Origin of the sequence: Thermovenabulum sp., from assembly GCF_049723235.1 — a bacterium.
Classification (GTDB): domain Bacteria; phylum Bacillota; class Thermosediminibacteria; order Thermosediminibacterales; family Thermosediminibacteraceae; genus Thermovenabulum.
In genome coordinates this window covers 192,102-218,053 of sequence record NZ_JBNARB010000001.1, presented here as the reverse complement: position 1 = coordinate 218,053, position 25,952 = coordinate 192,102, and the positions used below count along the sequence as shown (strand labels likewise).

Below are 25,952 nucleotides of genomic sequence, written 5' to 3'. Positions count from 1 at the left end.
CATATCACTTATCATTTAATACTGCAACCCCTGGAAGTTCCTTGCCTTCCAAAAACTCAAGAGATGCTCCCCCACCTGTGGAAATATGTGTCATTTTATCTGCAAATCCAAGCTGTTCCACTGCTGCAGCCGAATCTCCGCCACCGACAATTGTAATAGCTCCCGATTCCGCCATAGCCTCTGCGATTGCAAGAGTACCTTTTGCAAAGGATTTTATTTCAAATACACCCATTGGCCCGTTCCAAACCACCAGTTTAGCTTTTTTAATTATTTGTGCAAACTTTTCCCTCGTCTTCTCTCCAATATCTACCCCTATTAAATTTGAGGGGATTTCTCCTACGGATACGGTTTTATAATTGGTTCCTTCTTTTATTTCTTCTGCAACAACTACATCCTCGGGTAATTCCAATTTTACACCTTTTTCCCTGGCATCTTTAATTATAGACCCGGCCAGTTCTATTTTATCCTCTTCCAGTAATGATCTACCAATTTCATAACCTAAGGCTTTTAAGAAGGTAAAAGCCATCCCCCCTCCAATTAGTAGGGAGTCTACTTTATTCAGCAAATTGGTAATGACACCAATTTTGTCACTTACTTTTGCGCCGCCGAGAACCGCCACAAAAGGCCTTTCCGGATTTTCCAGAGCCTTTCCCATTATCTCAATTTCCTTCTGCATTAAAAAGCCCGCACCCGATGGTAAAAATTCCGCAATTCCAGCGGTAGAAGCATGGGCTCTGTGAGCTGTACCGAAAGCATCGTTTATGTAAATTTCCGCCAGATCAGCAAGTTTCTTTGCAAAATCTCTGTCATTTTCCTCTTCCTGAGGATAGAATCGGAGGTTTTCCAATAATAATACGTCCCCTGGGTTCATATTACTTACCAAATTTTCAACCTTTTCCCCTATACAATCTTCGGCAAAAATTACTTCCTTATTTAGAAGCTGAGAAAGTCTTCTGGCTACAGGCGATAAGCTGTATTTGAGATTAAACTTACCTTTTGGTCTACCGAGATGGGAAGCAAGAATGACCTTGGCTTGATTTTCTACAAGGTAATTAATTGTAGGAAGAGCTGCTCTTATTCTTGTATCGTCGGTGATGTTACCATTCTCATCTAACGGCACGTTGAAATCCACGCGCACAAAAACCCTTTTGCCTTTTACATCAAAATCCTTTACTGTTTTTTTATTCACCTTGTGTTCCCTCCCAATTCATAAGATTTGTTACAGCGCCTTCATCGGTAATGAGATACTTAGGACTAAAAAATTTTATAAAAGCCTTGATAGCAAGGGCCTTCTTTTTCCCTCCGGCCACCGATATCACGGTAGAAATGTTTTTTATCTCATCAATGCCAATCCCCGCGCTGGGTGTATAGTGGACAACCTTTCCTTCAATATCAAAATAGTAACCAAACGCTTCTGCAACGGCTCCCTTTTCTTTGATTATCTCAATCTCCCTTTGAGAAAGCCCCCTTCTTCTTGCCATTTCCTCAGCTATACCTATACCGTGAATTAAAATATCAGCTTTTTTGATCATGGAAATTACCTCTGAGAGCACGGGCTCCTCAATAATGGTCTTTAAGGTTTCCGGTCGTAAATTTTCCGGGACAAATAGAAGTTTGTATTTAGCTCCAAGTTTTTTCGCCATTTCCGCAGCAATGGTATTTGCCTGGTATTCCACCCTTTCTCCCAAACCACCCCTTGCAGGAACCACCATTACATTTTCGTATTCCATAGTTTTTGTAATACCTCTGGGTATTTCTGCCATCGTGGATCCACCGGTAACAGCAATAATTTCTTTACCTTTAATCAAGCTCTTTAAAAGGGTAGCTGCTTTCTTCCCCATTTCTCTTTTTACGCTTTCATCGGAATCAGCATCCCCGGGAACGATCAAGCAATGGCAGTTGTACATATTCTCTATATTCGTTACATAACGATTCAATCCCTTTAAATTGAAAATAAATTCCTCCATATCGCCGATTAGGCTTTCTCCCGCCTTCGTCAATTTCATACCATTATCGTCAACTTCAAGAAGACCGAATTCTAAAAGTTTTTTTATCTCCGTTCTTAAAGTCCTCTCGGTAAAATGAGTGTAATTAGCCAACAGCCTTCTGCCTATCGGCTGATAGTACTGTATATTTTTTAAAATCCTGTACCTTTTTTCAATTATTTCCACAAATTCCGGCGAAATTTTATTAATAAGTTCTGCGATATTTTCCATTAAAATCTCCTTTACCTTCAGTTTTAGAAAAATAGCCCAATAATATTGGGCTATTTTTCATTACAGTCCTTTTTCTGCAATATATTTTACCAGATCCATAACCCTGCAGGAATAACCCCATTCATTATCGTACCATGCAATCACCTTTACAAAGTCCCCTTCAATTACCATTGTGGATAAACCATCCACAATTGAAGAATATTCCGATCCTTTGAAATCCATTGAAACCAGCGGTTCATCGGTATAACCGAGAATTCCTTTCATGGAGCCCTCTGCAGCAGCTCTCAGGGCTTCATTAACCTCCTCTGCGGTGACTTTCTTTTCTAATAAAACTGTAAAATCTACTATTGAAACCGTTGGGGTAGGCACCCTCAAAGCAAATCCGTTCAACTTTCCTTTTAATTCCGGAATTACCAGAGCTACAGCTTTTGCAGCACCCGTAGTTGTAGGTATTATATTTAAAGCCGCTGCCCTTGCCCTTCTTAAATCCTTATGGGGTAAATCAAGAATTCTTTGGTCATTAGTATACGAATGTACCGTATTCATTAATCCCTTCTGTATTCCAAAATTATCCATCAAGACCTTGGCTACCGGTGCAAGACAGTTGGTCGTACAGGAAGCGTTAGAAATAACGTGATGCTCTTTCGGGTTGTATTTTTCATGGTTTACGCCCATGACAATTGTAATATCTTCATCCTTTGCCGGAGCCGAAATAATTACTTTTTTGGCTCCACCTTTTTCAATATGTAAAGCAGCTTTGTCTTTAGAAGTAAATACACCGGAGGATTCCACTACGATATCTACTCCTAAATCCTTCCAGGGTATATTCCCCGGGTCCTTCTCCGCAAAAATCCTTATCTCCTTTTCGTTCACGATTATGGAATTTTCTTTTGCTTCGACTTTGCCCTCAAACCTGCCAAAAACGGAATCGTACTTTAAAAGGTGTGCCAGGGTGGGAGCATCCATCAGGTCATTTATAGCTACAATTTCGATTTCAGGGTGATTTTTTAAAGCTGCCTTAAAGGAGTTCCTTCCAATTCTTCCAAAACCATTAATACCCACTCTAATTTTCACAACAATTCCTCCCTCTTTTTAATTTCTTTTTTAGATTTTCTTAAATGGAAAATTTTATACCGGCCATGTGCGGGACAATTATTGTCCCTTTATATACATAAATGTCCCGCTATAGAAAAAATAAAAGGTATTATATACCCTTATATATAATACCACAAAATCCCTCGATTGTCTAATTTTTTTAAAAAATTTTTAAGCCAGTCTTTTTCTCTTGGCTGAACAGGGAATCCCTATTTCTTCCCTGTACTTAGCAACGGTTCTCCTGGAGATGTTAATACCCTTTTCTTTTAATTCATCGGCTATTTTCTGATCGCTTATAGGATTATAAGGATTTTCCGCATTTATCATTTCTTTTATCATCTTTTTTATGGTTTCAGCGGAAATTGCGCTGCCGTCAGAGCCTTCCAAACCGTTGCTGAAGAAAAATTTAAGTTCAAATATTCCTCTTGGTGTTTGAATATATTTACCGTTAATCGCTCTGCTTACTGTGGATTCATGTACTCCAACTTTGTCCGCTATCTGTTTTAATGTTAAGGGTTTTAAATATGCTATTCCGTGATCTAAAAACTCCTTTTGAACATCTATGATAGCTTTTATAACTTTATAAAGGGTCATTCGCCTTTGTTCTATACTTTTTATCAGCCACAATGCGGATTCAAATCTCTTGGCTAAGAATTTTAGAGCACCGGGATCCTTATCTTCCGAATTAAGCAAGGAACGGTAGTAAGGATTGATTGAAAGTTTTGGCGTAACCGTATCGTTCATCAGGATTATATACTCATCATTAATTTTTCTCACCGAAGCATCGGGTATGATGTATTGAGTTTCATTCCCCGAAGCGAAATTTCTTCCGGGCTTGGGATCCAGGGTCAGAATGATATCCTTCAATTCTTGAACCTTAGACAGGCTAATATTTAACCTTTCGGCTATCCTGGAATATTTTGCCTGTGCTAAATCTTCAAGATGCTCTTCTATAATCTTTCTCAATAGATCATCTAAAATCCCTTTTTGTTCCAATTGAATAATAAGGCACTCTTTTAAATCCCTTGCTCCTACACCCGGTGGGTCAAAACTTTGCACAATTTTTAATACCCTTTCCACTTCTGACTCTCTTACCTTTAATATTTCAGCCGCTTCCCGTACACCCAGGGTCAGGTATCCGCGGTTATCTATGTTTCCTATAAGAAACTCTCCGATTTTAAAGCTTCGTTTATCTATCTTCATAAGGAACAGCTGGTTTAGCAGATATTCCTGCAAGGTGGGGGCTAAAGAAACAAAATTTTCAAAGCTTTTTTCTTCCTTTTCTTCCTTCGGCATCCTAATAAAATCCGCATCCGCGCACTGTTCTAAATACTCCTGCCATTCGATGTTGTAATCCTCTTCCCCCGTAACGCTAATTTCTTCCGGATCTTCGTATTCTTCATCTTCAATTTCCAGAATAGGATTTTCTACCAGTTCATTTTCTATATATTCCGTAAGTTCTAAGCTCGAAAGCTGGAGTATGGTTATTGCCTGTTTTAATTCCGGCGTCATTAATAGTTTTTGAGTTTGGGTTAAATTAAGACTAAAATTTACCTGCATAAAAAAGCCCCCCAAAATATATGCAAAAGGAAAATTAAAAAATAATATTACTACATATAAATATATTCGACAATAATTATGATTTTACCTTTTTTTAGAATTTACTAAAATTAAATTAATTATTTGAATACTTTTGTTTTAATAATTATTATTTTTTATCTTATTGTATTACAATTGTATTATAACACATAAAAAATAAAAAATAAAAGAGGGGTAAATTACCCCTCTTTATTCAGCTTTTTAATGGGTTTCCACATCTTTTGCCCCATTTTGCCTTAAAAGATCTGCAGCCTGCTGCACTTTTTGCTCATGAGCTCTTATCACTGTTAGCATTTTTCCCTTCTTTACTTCCTCTTCATAGTATCTGCCCCTTTCGGCAGGAATTCCCCAATCAATAAGGCTTCCTGCTATGCCTCCCGTTGCCGCTCCCGACAATAGCCCTGCAATTGGTCCTGCTGCAAAAAGCGGCCCTATACCAGGAATAGCAAGAGCTCCAGCACCTATGGCAAGACCAGCCAGCCCTCCTATAACTCCTCCCGTTGCAGTTCCATCAGTAAGGGTATCCATTTCCAGAGTTTCTTCATCACCGTTATTTCCGTTATTTTTTTTGCCTCCTTTTGCCACAATGGAAATCTCATTTGTATCAAAACCCGAATTTCTCAAAGCATTTACCGCTTTTTCCGCCTGCTGTTTATTTTCGAAAACACCAATTACAGTTTTAACCGCCATTATTCTCCCTCCTTAAAACTTTTATTCTTTTTTATTTTCTCCTCAAATGCTCCATATATTCCTGGAATTAAATTGGACTCTTTTGGGAATATTATAAACAAGTCATTTTGAGGGAGGGAGAAAAAATGGCTTTGGAAAAGGATAAACTCCTTCAGGAAATCCAGTCTATTGCACAGTTAGCAAGAGAACAGCAATTATCCGTAAGCCAGCAAATCCAGAACAACTTAAACCAATCCACCACATACACCTCTGATGCAAAAAGACTCGAAAATTTATATAACTTAGCCTCACAGCTACAACAGATTGCCATGCAGGGAGTTTCAGACCTGAAGGCAAATGCCGCAAATTACAGACAAATAATAGATTCTATGGAAAAGGAATGCGTGGAAGAACTTATTTCTCAGGATTTACAGGTAATTCAGGCAATGCAGCAAGCAATTTCCGCATTGTCCCAGGCGCAAAACGCTTTACTTCAAAGTAACTCAATTAGTAAGATGTTCGATTATATCTCAAAATGCGAAGATACTTTAAACCAGATTGAAAGGGAAAACCCTGCTTTAAATCAGTAACCGATGATTAATAAAATTTTACTAATTTCACAAACATCTCAAACACTACTGTAATCTTGGCTTTCCTCGGTGAAATCAGTTTTGCATCCACATATTCGGTTTTAAAATGAACAAGGGCTTCCATTCCCGGATGAGCACCGTAAAGATGGATAAATTGTAGAAAGGGTATAACATCTTCAAAGAAATGCACCGGTTGAGAGGGTAAATTTGCTACGTATAAAACCTTAACCTCTACATCTCCGTCCACTATAACCTTATCTTTGATTACCCTGGTATCTTTCACAATAAATTTAGCATTAGCTTCTACTATCCTTGAAGCATCGGGTTTTCCAGCAGGTATATCTACGGTATCCTGTATTATAGACTGAACCCTTCCTATAAGCAATTTATCTCCCATACCATCCCTGACCGTTTGTAAAAGGTAGACGTAACCGTAGGATGTTCCAATTACTATTTCCGGTGGACTCATTCCATCCAATTCTCCTGCGGAAACACTAATGGCACCATTCGGTATCATCTGTAACAATTTTACTTTAACTTCTCTGTTCCCTATTTCCAGAATCATTAAACTATTTAAGGAAATAGCGATTATTTCGTTCAATCCGTCGTTATCAATATCGTATACCACCGCTTCATTTAAGCTTTTCGATTCCGGTACATCTTTTCTGAAGAATATAAATTCCCTATCAACTTTTTTAAGAATATAAATAAAATCATCCTTAGAATTGAAAATTATTTCAGCTTTTTCATCACCGTCCACATCTTTTACCACAAGAAAACCATGGCCTATATTTCTTATAATAACGGATGTTATCCTCCTTAGTTCATTATTTCTTAATTCGAATATATATATGGTACCCGTAGAATCGTTTGCTTCTTTTATTATTACCTCAATCCTTCTGTCGTTATCCACATCACCTGCTGCCACTTTAACATTCCCTTTAAAATTTACACTATTTATCAGCACCAATCCGTTTTTCCATCTGAAAATGTAAACTTTATTTCTAACACTTACGATAATTTCTACATAGCTATCTTTGTCAAAATCCCCTACCGCAATCGAAGTGGCAGGCCCACCGATTCCGGCGCTTTCCGTAATAAATCTTATTTTTCTATCTTCCAATCTGTAAACGGCAATATTATTATCAGTTCCAACTATTATTTCCTTCCTTCCATCCCTGTCTATATCGAAAATATAAACTAAATGGGAATCACGACTTAATTCCAGCCTGCCCACTTCTACAATGGTATTTCTTCTTTTTTTAAAAATCACGATAACAGACCCACTAACATTTTCTAAATTGGCTATGGTGATAATTTCATTAACACCGTCCCCGTCCACGTCTCCTACAATTGTTCTTGCTTCAAATCCCAAATCTTTACTAGCCCATTGGACATTGTATTTTGCTCTCATTTTTTAATTCCTCCCCGAAGTCCTTCGTCCTTGTAATATATTATTCTTCAGGGAGCAAAAAAGTTAAAAAAAAAAAAAGAGCCTACTGGCTCTTTTTAATTAACTCCTCGATGATTGCTACCCCCGAACTTGTACCTATTCTATTTGCTCCGGCTTCAATCATCTTTAACATTGTATCTAAATCCCGTATTCCACCAGAGGCTTTCACTCCCATAGTATTACCTACAAGCATTCTTAAAAGCTTTACATCTTCCACCGTTGCCCCGCCCGTGCCGAATCCGGTGGAGGTTTTCACGAAATCAGCGTTGGCTTCCTGACAGAGCTTTGCGGCCGTTACCTTCTCGCTCTCAGATAAAAAGCAGGTCTCAATTATTACCTTCACCTTAGCATCCTTGTTTTCCTGCTTTACCGCTTTCACTACTCCTTCTATATCCTCTCTCACCTCAAAATAATCTCCACTTTTTAATAGTCCCAAATTTATGACCATATCAACTTCTAAAGCACCCTGGCTAACGGCTTTTCTTGCCTCATAGGCTTTGGTTTCCTTATGTACCGCACCCAGAGGGAATCCCACAGTGGTGCAAACCACAACAGGTGTATTAACTAATTGCTTTACAGCATATTCTACAAATGTTGAATTTACACAAACGGAATAAAAACCGTACTCTACAGCCTCCCTGCACAACCTGTCTATATCTTCAAAAGTCGCTGTTGGTTTTAAAAAAGTATGGTCGATTAATTTTGCAAGCTCCTGACTGTTCATTTTATCCCTCCATTTTATTATGTTCCTTAGAGGTATATTTAATAATATCTACATCCTGAAGGATTATTAAGCCCTCATTAATCATCTCATCCAATTTAGTTAAAAAATTATTTATTTTTTCTTCACTGTCAATAATTTCAATAATAACGGGTAGATCCTCGGAAAGCCTTATGATTTTTGCTGTATGAAGCCTGCTCGAAGCGCCAAATCCTTCTATACCCCTGTATACGGTAGCACCCGCCATGCCTTCTTTTTTTGCCATCTTCACTATTGCGTTAAAAAGGTTTTCTCCGTGCCACTTATCGGATTCTCCTATATAAATTTTTAATAATTTTCCCCTTCCCTGCAATTTCATATCATTTCACCTTTTTCCTATAAAATTAAAAGCCTCGCCAAGGTAATCCCCAGCCATACTCCAAAAAGCCCCAAAAGCAGATTTAAAAAAATATTTAACGCCGCAAGCAAAAACTCACCTTCGAATATAAACTGCAGGGTTTCGTAAGAAAAAGTCGAAAAGGTTGTAAATGCTCCCATAATTCCTGTCGTTAAAAATAGACGCCACTTAAAATCTAAAATTCCTGCTTCTATACTGGATGCCATTACCAATCCCATAAAAAAACTCCCCAGGATGTTAACGATAAGCGTACCGAAGGGGAAAAATTCTCCCAATAAAGCGGCAGCCCATCCTGAAAATAAATACCTTAAAATGCCTCCGAAAAAACTGCCTATACCAACTGCGATAATTCTATCCACTATTTCCCCCACCTACCGTTTTGATTATAAAAGATATATATCCGCTCCAATTACTCCTACGATAGAACCTGTTTCATTTTTTACAGGACATGATACCGCTACGCATAGCTTGTGAGTAGAGGCATCAAAATAGGGATTCGTCACATATACATTACCCTTCATGGCTTCTCTAAACCAGGGTCTGAAAGCAAAGTTCTTTGAAATGTGCTCTTCAAAAGTATTATAAACTAAATTGCCTTCCCTATCTGACACAAAAAAATTAGCAATATAAGGTTTATCTTTTAACATTTCTCTAAGCTCTTTTCTTTGTTTTTCAATATTAAAATTGACTACGTAATCTTTTTTCGAAAGTTCCACTATCAAATCTTTCGTAGCTTCTATCAATTTATTATGCTCATCACCAATTTTAAAATTCTTCGTGAAGATCTCAAAAGTAGATTTCAATTCTTCTGCCATGTCAAATATTCTTTCGGCATCTTTAATTATTATATCAATAGAACTCTTTTGCTCTTCGGTAGAAGCAGATATTTCCTCTACTCCTGCTGCGGTTTCCTGGGCAACGGCGGCAAGTTCATCCACCGCATGTGAGACGCTTTTTACCTTCTGAGCCTGTTTTCCTGTTAAATCATTAATCCTCTGCATGGCTTCCCATAAATTGTTTATTTCGGTAATTATATCATCGAAAGCTTTCTGTGAGTCTTTCCCCTTTAAGATATTTTGGTCCACCGTAGCCACGCTCTTTTCCACCTGTTCGGCGGTAAGTTTTGATTCTTCTTTTATTTTTGAAGAAAGCTCCCTTATCTCCTTTGCTGCATTTCCCGACTGTTCTGCAAGCTTCCTGATTTCACCGGCTACTACTGCAAAACCCTTGCCCTGCTCTCCGGCCCTTGCCGCCTCAATAGCCGCATTTAAAGCTAAAAGATTTGTCTGACCAGCAATTTCGGTAATTACATCCACGAAATCATTTATTTTTATCGTAAGTTCTTCCAACCGCTTCATCATCTTGGAAGATTCCCTACTGGTCTTTGATGAAAACTGCAATCCATCTATCAGTTCGTTCAACACTTCTTTTGCTTCTCTCGCTTTTACCACAATTTTTTCCAGTCCTTCGGAACCTTTTGAAGTTTCAGCGGAAATGTTATCAGCTAAGGAATTTAATTCTCCCATGTTGAATGTAACCGTTTGAGCAAATTCCGCTTCTTTTGTTGCACCCACAGCAATTTCATTTACGGAGTTTGCTATCTGTTCTGCAGCGGAACCGATATATTTTATGTTGCCGGTAAATTTTTCCGCAAAGTAATCTATCTGTTCCGATGTACGCTCTACATTTTCAATCAAAACCAAAATTTGCTCAAATATTCCAGCTACTGGTTTTAATAAAAATTCAAATTCTCCTTTTATTTTGGTTAACTCTCCAAATATTGAAATACTGCCTTTGGAAAAATCCTGGATTATCGTGGATAGATTTTTTAGAGGTTTTAATAAATTTGTAAAAAATATACCACTTAAGATTACCATAAAAATAACAGAGAAGAGCAATGGTATTACAATTTTACTGAATGAAATCCCGGAATAAATCAAAAAAACAGAAAAGATCAATAATGGCATAATATGTAATAAAGCAAAGTAGAATAATTTTTGAAACCTCATGAAAAACACCTCCGTAAAAGTAAATAATTCGACATAAGGGTATTTTTTCCCTGCAATAAAAAGCCCAAATTTGATATTTTTTAGACTTTTTGTAGAAAATTTGCCATTATAAAATGAGAATATGATAAAAAATAGGCTCTAAAAAAGAGCCTATTTTTTATATACCTATATTATTTGACAACCCAAAGTTTTTTCGGCTTCCTTTAAAGCAAATTTATGAGCTTCTTCGCTAAAAGAGGCTACACCTTCTTTGTATATTTTTACTTTATAGCCTCTTTCCCTGGCATCCTTTGCGGTATATAAAACGCATATATTTGTACAGACGCCTACAAGATGGATTTCTTCAATGCCTTTTTCCCTTAGATAAAGGTCTAAATCCGTTCCGTAAAAAGCGCTGTAGCGGCGTTTTTTAATTATTTTGTCTTCTTCTCTTACTTCAAAATCTTCTATTATACTGCTTCCCCATGAGTCCTTAATGCAGTGCGGTGGAAACATTTCAAATTCTCTATCCTCTTTTTCGTGATTGTCACAGATAAAGACAATAGGTAGATTTCTTTCTCTAAATTCCGTAATTTTTTCTTTTATGAAAGGGATTATATCCTTACCGGCTTTCCCTACAAACAACTTCCCCCTTTCATCGATAAAATCGTTAAGCATATCAATAACCAAAAGGGCCTTACTCATGGTATCCCCCTTTTACTGATTATTTTTAATTTTATTCTTGTTTATAATTATTATCTAAATAATAGATAACGTCAATTATAAAATTAGTTCCACCCTCTGAAGTAATCCTCGTAACAGTCCATGCACACTTTTTTACCTTCCATCAATCTTATTTTATTTTCCGCAGCCATTTCACCGCAATTTTCGCATTTTACTGACCTGAATATCCTTGCCTTTTCAGGTATATCAAAACGGGGCTTTTTAAACTCAAAAATATCTTCTAATGGCGCATTTAATAAGTATTTCATTTTTTCTTCCCTGGTCATTTCCCTATCCGATGGTTTTAATACAATCCTTATTCCTTCTTTTGTATCCCTTCTAAAAAACGTATAAGCTTGCTTACCTGTATTTCTAAAAATCAGGTTCCCCTTTCCCACGGTGCAGCCGGTTATTACCTGAACAGCGTCCACTCCGCACGCATCGTTTTCAGTAACGCATACAATCTCCTCATCTTTTGAAAATCCTATGTTTAGCTTTTCTTTTGCTGCTTCGCAAGCTCTGAAGCCTATCGCAAGGCCCGGACACTCGTGCCCGTGAAACGAAACACATTTTTCCCATAATTTTTTGTCCATTGTTATTCCCCTCTTTAAGTAAGAATTAATAATTTAATTTAAAACACTTTTTAATCCCTCTATCAATTCAATATTTTCTTTTTCCTTTTTTACAGCCACCCTAAGGTAGCTTTTATCCAGCCCTTCAAAATCAGAACATTTCCTTATTAATAAGTTTTTCTCCAAAAGTCTTTCAAACACGTATTCTTCATCATATTTTAAAAGTTTCAATAAGAAAAAGTTGCAGTCGGTTCTGAAAACCTTTATATTGTAAATTTCATTTAATTTCTTGTACATCATCTCTCTTTGCTTTTTTACGTAATTTTTACTTTTAATAATATAATCCTTATTTTTAAAGATATAATCTGATGCAATCTCGGCAACCGCATTTACGCTCCAGGGTAGTTCATAGATTGAATAATTTTTTACAAAATCTTTACTGGCAAAAGCATATCCAAGCCTTATACCCGGCAGGGCAAAAAATTTTGTGGCGGCTCTTATTATACAAACATTTTTAGAGTCATAAAATAGGCTAATGCTGTCGTAATCATCTTCGCAAAACTCATAAAAGGCTTCGTCCAATAGCAAAAAGGCTTCTTTATCTTCCACCATTTCAACAATCTTTATCAATTGCTGTTTTTTAATCCTGAACCCTGTGGGATTATTGGGATTTCCGAGAATTAGAAGGTCTCCTCTTTTTAAATTTGCTTCGAGCAGTAAAGGGTTCACCTTAAATTCTTCATCTAAAGGAATTCTTACAACAGGCTTTTTAAAAACCGATGCCCTTAAAATATATTCACTGAAACACGGTACGAAAACAACTACCCTGTTAAACATTAATATAATATTATTTATTATCTCCACAGCACCATTACCTACAATTACTTCATTTTCATTTATATTCAGGTATTCCGCCACATTTTTTTTAAGCTTTCTGTATTTTATATCCGGATAAAAGGAAAGTTTATATAAATTTTTGATTATGTATTCTTCAAGACCTTCCATTAATCCTAAAGGGTTTATATTACTGGAAAAATCGATCAGTTCTCTTCCATAAGAATATATATCCCCTCCGTGTATATTAATCCTCCCCTTCTATCTTTGTTTTTACAGAATTAAGATCCCAATTATTAAAACAAAAAGGAATATGCTTTCTGCTTCGAACATTATACTTACAGCTCTTTTTATATCTTCAATTTCAAGTTCCCTTTTTTTATCTCCAATTTTCGGTTTTTTAACAAGTTCTCCGAAATAAAAATTATCTCCCCCCAGCTGCACACCAAGAAGCCCTGCTACCGCCCCTTCGGGATACGCACAATTAGGGCTTTTGTGATTTTTTCTATCCCTTATCATTATTCTGAAAGCTTCTATAACATTATATTTAAAAATTCCCGAAACTATCATTAAAAGCCCGGTTAATCTGGCAGGAAAGAAGTTTAAAACATCATCGGTTTTTGCAGGGAAAAACCCAATATATTTATATTTATCATTCATATATCCCAGCATAGAATCCATGGTATTAACCATTTTATAAACAATGGCAAAGGGCGTCCCGAATACGGCATAAAAAAGTGGAGCAATAACACCATCAGAAGTATTTTCCGCAACCGTCTCCACCGTTGCCCGGATTACTTCTCTTTCATCGAGATTTTTTGTGTCCCTCCCAACGATAAATGAAAGACAATAACGGGCTTCATCTAAGGATTTTTCTAAAGCATAATAAATTTTCATAGCTTCATCTTTTAAACACCTTGATGCAACAGTTGTATAAATTAGAAAAATATTTACTGCATGAAAAAGAAAGTAATTAAATTTTACAAGATTAAGTAAAAACCAGGGAATAGTAAAGGCAAGAACAATATTAAATAATACTATAAAAAAACCGGCAATAATTAAACCCTTTTCTTTAAAAAACTTCCTCGCCAAAGCTTCCTCAAAACTTATAAGTTTCCCCATGAATTTAACAGGATGGGGAAAATTATAGGGGTCACCAAAAATAATATCCACTATACAGGCGATTATAATGTCCAGCCATTGAAGTTTTATTTCCAGCATTTTAATCTTCCTTCATTATTTTATAGATATAATCAATATCCAGATTCTCCCTGAAAACCTGAGAAAGTTTTGCCAATTCTTCCTCCCTCTTTATATTAAAATCCTGGGATGTTTTAAGCTCCAATCCCTTCTTTCTCCTGATAATATTTAATATCTCCTGCCTGAATTCACCGGAATCGAAGATGCCGTGAAGGTAAGTGCCATAAAATCTTTCATCCTTCATATCTCCATCGTAGATAATTTGGCCTTCTTTATGAATTTCAACAAACGGGTTTTTGTTATTTTCCGTTTCACCCATATGAATTTCGTAGCCACTGACTCTTTTCCCAAGGGCGGTACCTTCTACATTCCTCAACACCTTTTCCCCTTTTATGTGTGTGATACCATCAAAAAAATTCAACCCCTCTTCAAAATCACCCTTTTTTGTCTCCCAGCCCTCCTCGTCAATTACTATTTTCCCCATCATCTGATAGCCACCGCATATTCCAAAGATTATACCTTTATGTTCCTTGAGTTTATTAAAAAGTCCTTTTTTCTTCATCCACCTTAAATCCTCAATGGTGTTCTTACTGCCGGGGATAATAACAATATCAGCATCTTCAATTTCCTCAGGATCATCCGTATAAAATAGCGATACATCTTCATCAAAAAGAAAGGGGTTGAAATCGGAGGAATTGGAAATTCTCGGAAGCCTTATAACCGATATTTTGATTTTATTTTTATAAACATTATTTAACTGGACCATTCCATCCTCATCTTCCAGCCTTATATCAATATACGGAATTACACCTATCACCGGCACACCTATTAAATTCTCGATTATCTCAATACCGCTCATTAATAAGGACTTGTCTCCCCGGAATTTATTTATTATTATTCCTTTTATCCTCTTTCTTTCGCTTTCTTCCAGCAGCATGTATGTTCCGTATATTGAAGCAAAAACTCCTCCCCTATCGATATCTCCCACAAGGAGAACATTGGAGTTTGCTATTTCTGCCATCCCCATGTTCACAAAATCGTCTTCCTTAAGGTTTATCTCCGCAGGACTTCCCGCCCCTTCTATCACTATTATATCGTATTGTTTTTCTATCTCTGAATATATCTCCCTTATCTTTTCCTTAAGGCTTTTTTTAAAATTGAAATATTCCACGGCATCCATGTTTTTATAAGGCTTTCCCATAATAATTACCTGGCTTTTCCTGTCGGTGGTAGGTTTTAATAAAATAGGATTCATATACACCTTGGGCTTTATCCTACAGGCTAAAGCCTGTAGAGCCTGTGCCCTTCCCATTTCGAGTCCTTCATCGGTAACATAAGAATTTAATGCCATGTTCTGAGATTTAAACGGACATACCCTGTAACCATCCTCGGCAAAAATCCGGCACAGGGCAGTTGTAACCAGGCTTTTGCCGCAGGAAGATGAAGTTCCCTGAACCATTATGCGCATATAAACAACTCCTTTAATTATTTTATTAATAGATTCTGGATAGAGTATTTACCCAGTAACTCTTAAAACCTTCGATTTTTATATCAAAATCTAATTTCCGGTCATATATAATTCCGAGAAAATTACCGCTGTGCCCGCCAATAATCCCAAGACCTCCCGTTTTTTTCATTATACTTACTACTTCCTGAAGAATGGGGTAATATAGCCTTTTTTGATTTCTTTTTATACTCTCCGTCGATACCAGAGAAATTTTTCGAATATCTTTTTCCACAATTCCCCGAATTAATACCGGTACCAGGTCATCAACTTCAGCTAAGGGTTCTTTAACCGATAAATTAAACTTTATTGTATCCACTTCCTCTTTTCCTTCGAATACATATATGTAAAATTTTATATAATCACCCAAAATTTTATAATATTTCCCGTTTTTATAATCAAAAAGGGTTGCCCTGTTAAATACAATGCTGTCCGTAGGCTCTATTCTCAAAGCTTCTTCTACTAATTCCGTTATATCAAATTTCCTTTTAAAATATCTTACGAGGCAGTGGTACAGAGCACATAAATCAGCCGTACTGCTCGCAAATCCCTTTCCCTTAGGTATTTTTGAATTTATTTTAAAGCAAAGATTTTTTTCCCTATCCATTCCCCACCTTTTTAAAATGTTTTTAAAAAACTTATAAGATTTAACGTAATCTTTTACCTCCCTATCATTAAACTCTCCTTCGAATATTTCAACACGGGTATATAAATTTACGGGAAAAGAAACCAGTACGTCCCTCCCCTCCACTTTTCCCTGTAAAATTTCCCCTGCGCTTCCCGGGTAAAAAAAACTTACAACCATCCTATCCCCCTTTATAAAAATTAATAACCCCTGCCTTCGGCAGGGGTACAGCATACTTACCCATGCCTTTCCTTCCCTCCGAAGGACCGGCATTCCTCAAGGGCAGGTATCCTGGCTCACGGGTCAACCTCCTCCGCCCTTCCCGGTTTCCCAGTGGGGTTCGGATTCGTCGCCGTATACAGTAGCGGGGGCTGCAGCGGGTTTTCACCGCTTTCCCTTTTAAGCTTTTAGCACCCTTGAGCAACCTTTTATTCGGTATTTCTTTTATTATAATATAAAATATTTGTATTTTTCAACAATTTAACAATTAGTTTCCAATCGGTTTTTATAGAAATTTTTTATAAATTTTTATAAAATTAAAGAGGTGATGCAAATGAACGAATCGATTTGTTTTATGGTTAAAACCCGGGATAGAGTGGGAATGGCCCTGGATATTTTGAAAATTTTATGCAAATACAATATAAATTTAAGAGCCATGGAAGTCGGCCCCGGTTATGCATGCATAAAAATTGAAAATTTAAAAGGACTTTCTTTTGATTTTTTAAAAAATGAATTGATGAAGGAAAAAGATGTAATAGAAGTTGAAAGAATAAAGATGATGCCCCAGGAGAAAAAAGAAAAAGAAATCAAAGCTGTTTTGGATGCTACCGTTGAAGGCATAATAGCCATAGATAAAAATGGCATAATTACGGCTCTTAACCCGGCAGCAGAGAAAATATTAAAGATAAAAGGCCAGGATGCCATAGGAAAACCCGTTGCCGAGATATTAGCACCCGATATCCCAATGTTAAACACTTTAAAAACCGGCGTAAGCTACGATAATGTGGAGATAGTATTGAACAGCGAAAGAGTAAAAAGCCATTATATAACTTCAGGTCGACCCATTCTCGATCAAGAAGGAAACCCGGTGGGGGTTGTGGCTTCCCTTCAAGATATAGAAAGCGTAATGGAACTGGTGTATTCTTTTACCCAGCCGGCTATGACAACCTTTGACGAAATCCTCGGTGAAAGTGAAAAGATAAAAAAGATAAAGGAAATAGCCAAAATAGCAGCAAAAGGGAATTCAACCGTCCTGATCCGCGGAGAAAGCGGAACGGGCAAAGAACTTTTTGCACGGTCAATTCACATGGCAAGCCCAAGGAGGAACAAGCCTTTTGTAGCGGTAAATTGTGCTGCAATTCCCGATACACTCCTTGAGAGCGAACTTTTTGGATATGACGAAGGGGCCTTTACCGGAGCGAAAAAGGGGGAAAGCAGGGACTTTTTAAATACGCTGACAAGGGTACGCTTTTTCTTGACGAGATAGGAGAACTTTCCACCCATCTTCAAGTAAAACTCCTCCGGGTGCTGCAGGAAGGAAAAATCAGGCTGGTAGGAGGAAATGAGGAAATCCCCGTTGATGTGCGGATAATTTCAGCCACAAACAGGGATCTGGAAAAATTAATGAAAGAGGGGAAATTCAGGGAGGACCTTTATTACAGGCTAAACGTTATTCCTATTATCATACCTCCCCTTAGAGAAAGAAAAGAAGATATTCCCGTTTTGGCAAGACACCTGGTTAAAAAGCTCGGCCAAAAAGCGGGAAAAAAATTTTTAGATATCACTCCCGAGGCTATCAAAAAACTTATGAGATATGACTGGCCGGGCAACGTAAGGGAACTTTCTAACGTGATAGAAAGAGCCATAAACCTTTGTGAGGAAGAGTTTATTAGAGAAGAACACCTAATTTTAAAAGAAGATGAATTCAGCGAAACAACAGTGGGAAGAATGAAAAATGCTCAAAAATCCTGCAGAGGACTAAAAGAAGCGGTAGAAGAAGCAGAAAAACAAGCTATAATGGATGCACTGGCTAAATCCAAAAGCATAAGAGAAGCTGCCAGGCTTCTGGGTGTATCCCATGCTACGATTATAAACAAAATGAAAATTTACGAGATCGGCAAAAAGGATTCTCAATAATTAATATGGTAAATTTTTTTACCATCGGTAAATATTTTTACCACATATTATCCCTTATATGGTTAAATTGCTTACCACTGTCCCTTAATAAAAGCCCCGCGGTACAGGTACGGTTTTTGCAGATCTATAATTCAAAAATAAAACTATATCCTGGAGGGACTTTTATGAGGTTTAATACAAAAGCTATTCACGCGGGGCAAAAACATGACCCTTTTACCGGAGCTCACGTAACTCCCATCTACCAGACTTCAACTTTTGTATTTGAAAATGTAGATCAGGGAGCGCGCCGCTTTGCCGGAGAAGAAGCCGGGTATATATACACGAGACTGGGTAATCCCACCGTTACCGAACTCGAAGAAAAAATGGCGGCCTTAGAAAACGGTGAAGCGGCAATAGCTACTGCCTCCGGTATGGCAGCTATTTCTACGGTTCTATTCACATTGTTAAAACAGGGCGATCACATCGTAGCAAACGACACTTTGTACGGTTGTACCCATAGTTTTTTAAGCCATGTTCTACCGAAATACGGAATAGAAGTTACTTTTGCTGACCTTTCAGAGCTTTCAAATCTTGAGAGGGCTATAAAGCATAACACAAAAGTTGTTTATATAGAAACGCCTGCCAATCCCACACTTAAACTGGTAGATCTTGGCGGAGCAGCAAAAATAGCCCACAATGTCGGAGCAAAAGTGGTTGTAGACAATACCTTTATGACACCTTATTTGCAAAGACCAATTGAGCATGGAGTGGATGTGGTAATCCACAGCGCTACAAAATACATCGGTGGGCACGGCGATGTCATAGCGGGTATAATCGTAGGTCCGAAAGATTTAATCGCTGAAATGAAGGTGCCATATCTTAAGGATATTGGTGGAATTATAAGTCCCTTTGACGCCTGGCTGCTTTTAAGAGGAATAAAAACCTTAGGATTACGTATGGACCGCCATTGCCGGAATGCTCAAATAGTCGCAGAGTTTCTGGAAGGCCATCCTATGATAGATAAAGTATATTATCCAGGGCTTTTCTCTCATCCCCAGCATGAATTAGCCAAAAAGCAAATGGATGGCTTTGGCGGTATGATAAGTTTCGAATTAAAAGGGGGAATAGAAGCCGGGAAGCTTTTAATGAACAGTGTAGAAATGATAACACTGGCAGTAAGTCTGGGTTGCGTAGATTCCCTTATACAGCATCCGGCTTCTATGACACATTCCCCTGTTCCCAGAGAAGAAAGGTTAAGGGCGGGAATTGCCGATGGCCTCGTAAGGCTATCAGTTGGTCTCGAGGATGTAGAGGATATTATAGCGGACTTAGAACAAGCTCTTGAAAAAGTTAAAAAAGAACTTATGTAAGGTAGGAAACCTTCTCCGAAACATTGATTCCCCTTTTTTTCAGTTCTTCTACAAAAACATCCGCTGGAACACCGATTTCCACAGGATTTACGCCTCTTTTTGTAATTCCTTTTGCATTCATTATTGCGACTATGGATCCGTCCCAGCCGGTGGTTCTGTTCATTGCAGTAAATCCCGTCTCTTCATCGTAATAATCAATTACTTCTACAAGAGCCTCGGCTTTTTTACCATCCTTTTCTCCCAGAACTTTAACCCTTACTATGACAATATCTTTATCTTTTTCCTTAGCCTTTAATTTGGGCTCGGCCAAAGCATGCAATACTTCTCTCGGAGAAATCTTTACTCCCCTTATTTCTATGGGTTCCTCTTCCAGGAAACCAAAATCCATTAAAGTTTTCCACTGCACGAAGTGCCCTTTATGCCTTAAAGTTTTGTTTATAAATGTTTTTATTTTCCCTTCAAAGGTCCAGGGAGCCGTAGAAGTACCGCCGCTGGTCACAAATGCCTCCAGTTCCCCAATGGGCTCGGGAAAACTTACCAGCTCGTAATCTTCTTCCCTGAAGGTAGGAACTTCAACAACCTTATAATCCTTTAAAAATTTTGCTGTTCCGTAATACTCGTTGGTCAACCCCGCAATATTAAAAGTAAGTATGTAATTAAAAGGAGGCACGGGATTCTGGGGTATTCCCCCATCCCACATGTAAACTTCCTCAGGTTTATCCAGAAGGCTCATGGCATATACAACCAAGGATGTTCCCATGCCGGGTACCTGACCGCAATCGGGTATAACGGCAATTCCCGCTTCTTTCGCTTTTTCGTCTAATTTCAGCTGCTCTTTTACCAATTCCGTATTTCCGCCTAAGTCGCACATATTTGCTTTTGCCTCTATAGCTGCTTCAGTAATCTTTAAATTGTACCAGTAGGGTACTGCAGATAGAAACGAATCCACCTCATTTAAAAAATTCTGAAGGCTCTTTCTATCCGTAACATCCAATTTAAAGGGCTGGGCTATTTTTTTATTAAGCAAAGCATTTACCCTGTCACAGGATTTAACCGCATTTTCCCATGATATATCCGCAATTAAGACCGCATCCGCATCCCCGGATTTGGCCATATCGTAAGCCGCAGCAGTGCCCTGCCTTCCTCCTCCGAGGACGGCATATACGTAGCCCATATAATTTCCCTCCTTTTGTAAATTAAAAATTATTTTGCCCTGCTCAAGTGCTCATAATAATCTATTATCTCATTTAACTCTTCCGTGTTATTCAGGGGTAAAGGTTGGTGACTATTAAGGATTGTGAGCACCTTTTCTTTTGCAATACCTTCGGGAGAAGGTTTCCCATTTCTTACCCAGTCCTCATAAGACTTATGCTGTATCAGGCTGGGCATCCACGTTTTTCTTGCAAATTTTATGGTGTGTTTTTCGATCAAAAAATTATTCCCAGGCCCTACCTTATTTATTACATCCAGTCCTAAGGTTTCCGCGTTTACTTCGGCACCCGAAAATACCCGTCTTATAATTTCAAAAATTTCACAATCCATAAGCAGTTGTTCAAAAGAAAAGATGGTAGCACCGTTCAACATTCCCGCACCGCATATCATGTCAGCACCGGACCAAACACTAACCGCACAGGATATTGAATTTTCCACACCGGATTGCCAGTTAAAGGTTTTTGCTCCGGTAGCAAAAGTACCGACACAGGCAGGGATTTTATAATAATGAGCCATTTCACATATGGCAGCCTGCATTAAAAAATCTTCCGGCGCTCCGCAGGTTATCTGGGCGGTCCTCAAATCCATCATCGTAGCACAGGAACCGTAAAAAGTAGGAGTTCCAGGGTATAAAAGTTCCAGTACCGTAATTCCCGCCAAAATTTCAGCATTACTGACAGCCATATTCCCCGCTACAGTTATCGGTGCTGTAGCCCCTCCCATAGGCATGGTCATAATACCCACAGGAATTCCCGCTTCTGCAAATATAAAAGCCGCTTCCATGCTTTTTTCTTCAAAGCATAAAGGACTTACACTGCACTGAAAGTTCGAGATAATTGGCCTTCTTCGCAAAGCATCCCTTCCTCCGGCTACACTCGCTGCAATTTCGACACTCCCTTTTGCATTCAGTGGATCTACGGCGGTCATGACCTGTATATGTTTACTGGAATTCTCAAAAAGGGTTTTCAGTTCATAGAGTGGTTGCACCGAAGGAGTGCAATCGAGGGCACTTACACAGGGCCACAAAAAGGAAATTTGCGGCAGGAAATCCGCTACTTTTGCCGCCCGGGCAAGGTCTTCTCTCGTAGATTTTCTCACCTGACCGGTCTCCAGGTCTACTACGTGAACACCGCATCCATCCAAACTCAAATACCCGTGCTGTCCGTCTAAAGGCAAGTCGTATTCGGGATTTCTGGCATAAAGAGTATAACTTTTAGGTGCTTTACTGAGTGCTTCTTCCACAACCTTGGGTGGAAAATATATTCTTTTATCATATTCCCTTACGGTAATTCCATATTCTTTTAATACTTCTAACCTTTCTTTTTTTAAAGGCATATAAACCCCTGTTCTTTGAAGTATTTCTAAGCTTGCCTGATGAATCATTTCGATTTCCTTTGAATTCAGCATGCTCATTCTATACTTGAATTCAGCAGGATATAGCATAAAATCCCTCCAAATAAAAATTTATGGTTATTCATTTACTTTACCAGCCTCCAGTTCCAAAATATATTTTTCAATTTCGTCAATTTGTTTTGCATTAATTTTGCCCATGACAAACATTAATATTACCATCGCTGCCAATGCCGCAATAAAAGAAATTACTGGATTTTTCGTGATTCCAAATAGGAGAAATCCTAATCCGGCACAGGAAGCCGCAGTTAAAGCATAGGGAAGCTGGGTATTTACATGGTCGATGTGAGGACATCCGGCACCGGTAGACGATAAAATTGTAGTATCCGAAAGAGGCGAACAATGATCTCCGAAAATAGCACCGCTAAACAAAGCCGCTAAAACCATTGTTAAACTGATGTTGGTACTTATTGCAACAGGCACCACTAAAGGAACCATTACTGCGAAGGTACCCCATGAAGTACCCGTAGCAAATGCCATGATACAGCTTACTATAAAAACTGAAAAAGGAATCAACCATACCGGCATGGATGCCTTTACTACTTCCGAAACATAAGCGCCCGTTCCAAGTTTTGATGTAACCCCGCCTATGATCCAGGCTAATACCAGTATCGTATTCCCTACCATCATTGACTTCATTCCTTCAACCACGGCATCCATTGCTTCCAAAATATTAAGAACCCCTCGGATTTTATAAAACAATATCGTAACCGTCAATGTAAGGAAGGAACCATATACTAAAGCCGTCACCGAATCCGAGGATTGCAAGGCTGCTCCCACGCTTTTTCCACCTTCAAAGTAACCTCCCGTATAGAGCATAAAAAGAAATACAATAATTATCAGAGCGGCGATTGGGAAAATCATATCTATGCCCTTGCCTTTTTCAGATACTTTCTTTTCTCCGGTATCAAGACCCGGTGGCGGCAGCCTATCTGGATTATATAACTGGCCGGTCTTGATAGTTCTGATTTCAGCTTTAGCCATCGGTCCGTACTCTAATTTGGTAAATATTATTACAACTATCATCAGGAGCATAAGCCATGAGTAAAAATTAACCGGTATGGTTTTGACAAATTCCACAAAAGCATTATTATTTAGTTTCAGATTTTGAAATTGTTCCGATAATAACCCTATGATATAAGCAACCCACGTAGAAATAGGCGCAAGAATACAAACCGGCGCTGCCGTGGCATCGGTAATAAAAGACAGTTTTTCCCTTGAAACCCTGAACTTATCTGTCACCGGCTTTAATACAGAACCTACCGTCAAACAGTTAAAATAATCATCAAAAAATATGAAAAGTCCCGCCGCTAAGGTCATAGTTTGAGCGCTTTTCCTGGATTTAATTTTGTTTGCTATAAAATCCGCAAAAGCCTTTGCCCCTCCCGAACGGGTCGCCAGCCCCAGAACTCCCCCCAGGAAAAATACATATAATAATGTCCTGGCATTCCAGGAAGCATCTCCTACTTTCTCAAAAGCAATATCGAAGGCAGAGATAAAAGCCTGAAATACGTTTCCATTGCTTAAAATCAAAGTTCCCACAAAAATTCCTGCGGTTAACGAAATAAGCACTTCCTTTGTAACAATAGCCAGTAAAATGGCTATCAGGGGAGGTAATACCGATAAAAAACCGTAATGTTCCACTGACTTCCACTCCTTTCAAATAACTTACTTTAAATAAATTTAATTTTTATATATTTATATATTTTCTATATTTACTATAATTTTCCTTCCAAATCATAATTGTTTAAAAATTATTTTTATTGTTTCCTCTATTAATAATATTTGAAAAGTAGAAAATTTATTCTACAAGCATTGTCAGCTTATATAATGGTCTGATATAGTTAAAATATAAGCATAAAAAAAAGGGGGGCATAACTTTGATTAAATGGAAAGACGACTATAAGATAGGTATTTACGAAATAGATAATCAGCACAGGAGGCTTTTTGAAATAGCCGAAGATACTTATAACCTTTTAAAGAATGAATTTATCTTAGATAAATACGATAAGATTATAGAATTAATTTCCGAGTTAAAAGACTACGCAAAATACCATTTTAAGTCGGAAGAAGATTATATGGAAAAAATAGGTTACAAGAGACTCCTTTCCCATAAGGTTGAACACAAAGATTTTATTGAAAAAATTGACAGTATTGATGTATTTAAAATCGACCAGAACCAGGAAGCCTACGTTATGGAACTTCTCGATTTTATAGTTAACTGGATAAGCAATCACATTCTGGAAAAGGATAAAAAAATAATTTCGGAATAAGATAAAAACCTGCCTAAAATAAGGCAGGTTAATTTTATTCTTTAACGATAATATCTTTTTCTATCAAAAGAAGTTTTAATAAATTAGCTGCAATATCTAAGGTGGTATATTCCGTTCCAGCCAACCTTTCAATAATATCGTACAATTTTTGATTTGCGCCTTTTTCTATTTCTGCTTGAATATAACGCAAATATTCTTCGAGCCTTTTTTCTCCTATTTCAAGTAAAGTAGGTATTTTTTCTAATTTTATTTTCTTTCCAATATATTTTTGTATATCCTTTAATCTATAAAAATCCTTTTTTGTAACAAAGGAATAAGCTTTACCCTCTTTTCCTGCTCTTGCGGTCCTTCCAATTCTATGCACATAGTACTCCACATCCTGGGGTACGTCGAAATTAAACACCACTTCCACATTTTCGATATCCAGACCTCTTGCTGCGACATCAGTAGCTACCAGGATCTCTAAATGCCCTTTTCTAAACTTTTCTATAACTTTATTCCTCTGGGATTGTCTCATATCCCCGTGAAGCCCTTCGGATAAGTAACCTCTTGCCTGCAACAAATCAGCTACCTCATCTACCTTCCTCTTTGTATTGCAAAATACCATCGCTTTTTTAATATTGTATAAATCTATCAATCTTGAGAGCACTTCTATTTTATCTTCCTCTTTGACTTCTATATATTTTTGTTCTACACTCGGGACCGTTAATTCATCATGAACCACCTTAATAAACACCGGGTTTTTTTGATACTTCTTTGCAAGCATCAAAATTTCTTGAGGCATTGTTGCCGAAAATAATACAATTTGTTTTTCCTTCGGAGTTTTATCCAATATCCATTCCACATCTTCTATAAAACCCATATTGAGCATTTCATCTGCCTCATCCAGAACGAAGTATTTAATATTATCGACTTTTAACGTTTTTCTCTTTAAATGGTCTATTACTCTGCCCGGTGTACCAATTACGATTTGAACCCCCATTTTTAAAAGCTGTATCTGCCGTTCTATTGCTTGACCCCCGTATATTGGAACAATATTCATACCTTTTTTATACTTAGAAAGGTGTTTCAATTCCTCTGAAACCTGTACCGCCAATTCTCGAGTGGGACAGAGCACAAGTGCCTGGACGGTTTTTTTTGTAGAATCCACCCTTTCAATAATTGGGATTCCAAAAGCTGCGGTCTTACCCGTGCCAGTTTGAGCCTGGCCGATTACATCCTTATTTTCCAGAATTTCAGGAATTGTTTTGTACTGTATGGGAGTTGGTTCTTCAAACCCCATTTCTTCAATAGCTTTCAAAACCTCTTTTGACAAATTTAACTCATTAAAACCTTTTACTTCTTTTTTTTCTTTCATATTTACTCACCTTTTTATTTTCCTTTTTA

General features: G+C 37.7%; 26 protein-coding genes and 1 riboswitch. Of the genes, 5 read left to right on the top strand and 21 right to left on the bottom strand.

The genetic code is table 11. The features are described from left to right. Positions 1-4: 4 nt before the first annotated feature. From ACPLOV_RS01030 to ACPLOV_RS01010, 5 genes are all read right to left on the bottom strand, one after another. Positions 5-1,189, bottom strand: coding sequence for a phosphoglycerate kinase (locus tag ACPLOV_RS01030; RefSeq protein WP_424910333.1), 1,185 nt, complete (start codon positions 1,187-1,189; stop codon positions 5-7). Next, a complete protein-coding gene (locus ACPLOV_RS01025) occupies positions 1,182-2,216 on the bottom strand; it encodes a sugar-binding transcriptional regulator (protein ID WP_424909089.1) in 1,035 nt (344 codons plus the stop codon). Before ACPLOV_RS01025 ends, ACPLOV_RS01030 begins: the two co-directional genes overlap by 8 nt. A 60-nt stretch (positions 2,217-2,276) precedes the next feature. Continuing rightward, entirely contained in the window at positions 2,277-3,290 is a 1,014-nt protein-coding gene (gap, locus tag ACPLOV_RS01020) for a type I glyceraldehyde-3-phosphate dehydrogenase (RefSeq protein WP_424909088.1), read from the bottom strand. A 192-nt stretch (positions 3,291-3,482) separates the two neighbouring features. Beyond that, entirely contained in the window at positions 3,483-4,871 is a 1,389-nt protein-coding gene (gene rpoN, locus ACPLOV_RS01015) for an RNA polymerase factor sigma-54 (RefSeq protein WP_424909087.1), read from the bottom strand. A 240-nt stretch (positions 4,872-5,111) separates the two neighbouring features. Then, positions 5,112-5,600 carry a general stress protein gene (locus tag ACPLOV_RS01010; RefSeq protein WP_068747355.1) on the bottom strand — a complete coding sequence of 163 codons (489 nt, stop codon included), beginning with the start codon at positions 5,598-5,600 and terminating at the stop codon, positions 5,112-5,114. A 125-nt stretch (positions 5,601-5,725) separates the two neighbouring features. Between ACPLOV_RS01010 and ACPLOV_RS01005 the strand changes: the two genes are divergently transcribed. Then, the gene (locus ACPLOV_RS01005) at positions 5,726-6,169 is read left to right on the top strand and encodes an exonuclease SbcC (RefSeq protein WP_424910008.1); all 444 of its coding nucleotides are present in this window, start codon (positions 5,726-5,728) and stop codon (positions 6,167-6,169) included. A 7-nt stretch (positions 6,170-6,176) separates the two neighbouring features. Here the strand turns inward: ACPLOV_RS01005 and ACPLOV_RS01000 are convergent, their stop codons facing one another. The 12 genes from ACPLOV_RS01000 to ACPLOV_RS00945 all read right to left on the bottom strand — a co-directional run bounded on the left by ACPLOV_RS01000 (position 6,177) and on the right by ACPLOV_RS00945 (position 16,493). Then, positions 6,177-7,583, bottom strand: coding sequence for an FG-GAP-like repeat-containing protein (locus ACPLOV_RS01000; RefSeq protein ID WP_424910332.1), 1,407 nt, complete (start codon positions 7,581-7,583; stop codon positions 6,177-6,179). Between the two features lie 82 nt (positions 7,584-7,665). Next, positions 7,666-8,346, bottom strand: coding sequence for a deoxyribose-phosphate aldolase (gene deoC / locus ACPLOV_RS00995; RefSeq protein ID WP_424910331.1), 681 nt, complete (start codon positions 8,344-8,346; stop codon positions 7,666-7,668). Position 8,347: 1 nt separating this feature from the next. Beyond that, entirely contained in the window at positions 8,348-8,701 is a 354-nt protein-coding gene (locus ACPLOV_RS00990) for a DUF190 domain-containing protein (protein ID WP_424909797.1), read from the bottom strand. 17 nt (positions 8,702-8,718) lie between these two features. Then, positions 8,719-9,099: a fluoride efflux transporter CrcB gene (crcB, locus tag ACPLOV_RS00985; RefSeq protein WP_424909798.1), complete on the bottom strand. Its 381-nt coding sequence runs from the start codon at positions 9,097-9,099 to the stop codon at positions 8,719-8,721. Between the two features lie 24 nt (positions 9,100-9,123). After that, entirely contained in the window at positions 9,124-10,749 is a 1,626-nt protein-coding gene (locus ACPLOV_RS00980) for a methyl-accepting chemotaxis protein (RefSeq protein WP_424910330.1), read from the bottom strand. 165 nt (positions 10,750-10,914) lie between these two features. Continuing rightward, complete coding sequence (locus ACPLOV_RS00975; RefSeq protein WP_424910329.1) at positions 10,915-11,433, bottom strand: cysteine hydrolase family protein; 519 nt, start codon at positions 11,431-11,433, stop codon at positions 10,915-10,917. Positions 11,434-11,516: 83 nt separating this feature from the next. Beyond that, complete coding sequence (locus ACPLOV_RS00970; RefSeq protein WP_424910328.1) at positions 11,517-12,044, bottom strand: FmdE family protein; 528 nt, start codon at positions 12,042-12,044, stop codon at positions 11,517-11,519. A 33-nt stretch (positions 12,045-12,077) separates the two neighbouring features. Continuing rightward, complete coding sequence (locus tag ACPLOV_RS00965; protein ID WP_424910349.1) at positions 12,078-13,064, bottom strand: pyridoxal phosphate-dependent aminotransferase; 987 nt, start codon at positions 13,062-13,064, stop codon at positions 12,078-12,080. Between the two features lie 66 nt (positions 13,065-13,130). Then, entirely contained in the window at positions 13,131-14,078 is a 948-nt protein-coding gene (gene cbiB, locus ACPLOV_RS00960; protein ID WP_424910327.1) for an adenosylcobinamide-phosphate synthase CbiB, read from the bottom strand. Position 14,079: 1 nt separating this feature from the next. After that, on the bottom strand, positions 14,080-15,525 hold the full coding sequence (locus tag ACPLOV_RS00955; RefSeq protein WP_424910326.1) for a cobyric acid synthase: 1,446 nt from the start codon (positions 15,523-15,525) through the stop codon (positions 14,080-14,082). 25 nt (positions 15,526-15,550) lie between these two features. Then, the gene (locus ACPLOV_RS00950; RefSeq protein ID WP_424909241.1) at positions 15,551-16,366 is read right to left on the bottom strand and encodes a kinase; all 816 of its coding nucleotides are present in this window, start codon (positions 16,364-16,366) and stop codon (positions 15,551-15,553) included. A gap of 1 nt (position 16,367) precedes the next feature. Next, positions 16,368-16,493, bottom strand: coding sequence for a hypothetical protein (locus ACPLOV_RS00945; RefSeq protein WP_424909242.1), 126 nt, complete (start codon positions 16,491-16,493; stop codon positions 16,368-16,370). Beyond that, positions 16,451-16,619, bottom strand: a riboswitch (cobalamin riboswitch). Its footprint overlaps the gene before it by 43 nt. A 120-nt stretch (positions 16,620-16,739) precedes the next feature. Between ACPLOV_RS00945 and ACPLOV_RS00940 the strand changes: the two genes are divergently transcribed. The 3 genes from ACPLOV_RS00940 to megL all read left to right on the top strand — a co-directional run bounded on the left by ACPLOV_RS00940 (position 16,740) and on the right by megL (position 19,671). Then, complete coding sequence (locus ACPLOV_RS00940) at positions 16,740-17,672, top strand: sigma 54-interacting transcriptional regulator (protein WP_424910325.1); 933 nt, start codon at positions 16,740-16,742, stop codon at positions 17,670-17,672. Continuing rightward, positions 17,669-18,322 (top strand): sigma 54-interacting transcriptional regulator, encoded by a 654-nt coding sequence (locus ACPLOV_RS00935; RefSeq protein ID WP_424910348.1) that lies wholly within the window; start codon positions 17,669-17,671, stop codon positions 18,320-18,322. The genes ACPLOV_RS00940 and ACPLOV_RS00935 overlap by 4 nt, the downstream gene beginning before the upstream one ends. A gap of 164 nt (positions 18,323-18,486) precedes the next feature. Continuing rightward, positions 18,487-19,671: a methionine gamma-lyase gene (megL, locus tag ACPLOV_RS00930; protein ID WP_424909244.1), complete on the top strand. Its 1,185-nt coding sequence runs from the start codon at positions 18,487-18,489 to the stop codon at positions 19,669-19,671. Here the strand turns inward: megL and ACPLOV_RS00925 are convergent. From ACPLOV_RS00925 to ACPLOV_RS00915, 3 genes are read right to left on the bottom strand one after another with little or no spacing between them, the layout of a single operon-like run. Further along, complete coding sequence (locus ACPLOV_RS00925; RefSeq protein ID WP_424909245.1) at positions 19,664-20,845, bottom strand: saccharopine dehydrogenase family protein; 1,182 nt, start codon at positions 20,843-20,845, stop codon at positions 19,664-19,666. The two genes, megL and ACPLOV_RS00925, sit on opposite strands and share 8 nt — an antisense overlap. Before the next feature lie 29 nt (positions 20,846-20,874). After that, positions 20,875-22,326, bottom strand: coding sequence for a trimethylamine methyltransferase family protein (locus tag ACPLOV_RS00920; RefSeq protein ID WP_424910324.1), 1,452 nt, complete (start codon positions 22,324-22,326; stop codon positions 20,875-20,877). Between the two features lie 27 nt (positions 22,327-22,353). After that, positions 22,354-23,937 (bottom strand): Na+/H+ antiporter NhaC family protein, encoded by a 1,584-nt coding sequence (locus tag ACPLOV_RS00915; protein ID WP_424909247.1) that lies wholly within the window; start codon positions 23,935-23,937, stop codon positions 22,354-22,356. Between the two features lie 236 nt (positions 23,938-24,173). Here ACPLOV_RS00915 and ACPLOV_RS00910 point away from each other — a divergent pair, with 236 nt between their 5' ends. Then, the gene (locus tag ACPLOV_RS00910) at positions 24,174-24,566 is read left to right on the top strand and encodes a bacteriohemerythrin (protein ID WP_424910323.1); all 393 of its coding nucleotides are present in this window, start codon (positions 24,174-24,176) and stop codon (positions 24,564-24,566) included. 34 nt (positions 24,567-24,600) lie between these two features. On the opposite strand, the gene ACPLOV_RS00905 is transcribed toward ACPLOV_RS00910, so the two are convergent. Then, entirely contained in the window at positions 24,601-25,923 is a 1,323-nt protein-coding gene (locus ACPLOV_RS00905) for a DEAD/DEAH box helicase (RefSeq protein ID WP_424910322.1), read from the bottom strand. Positions 25,924-25,952: the final 29 nt, after the last annotated feature.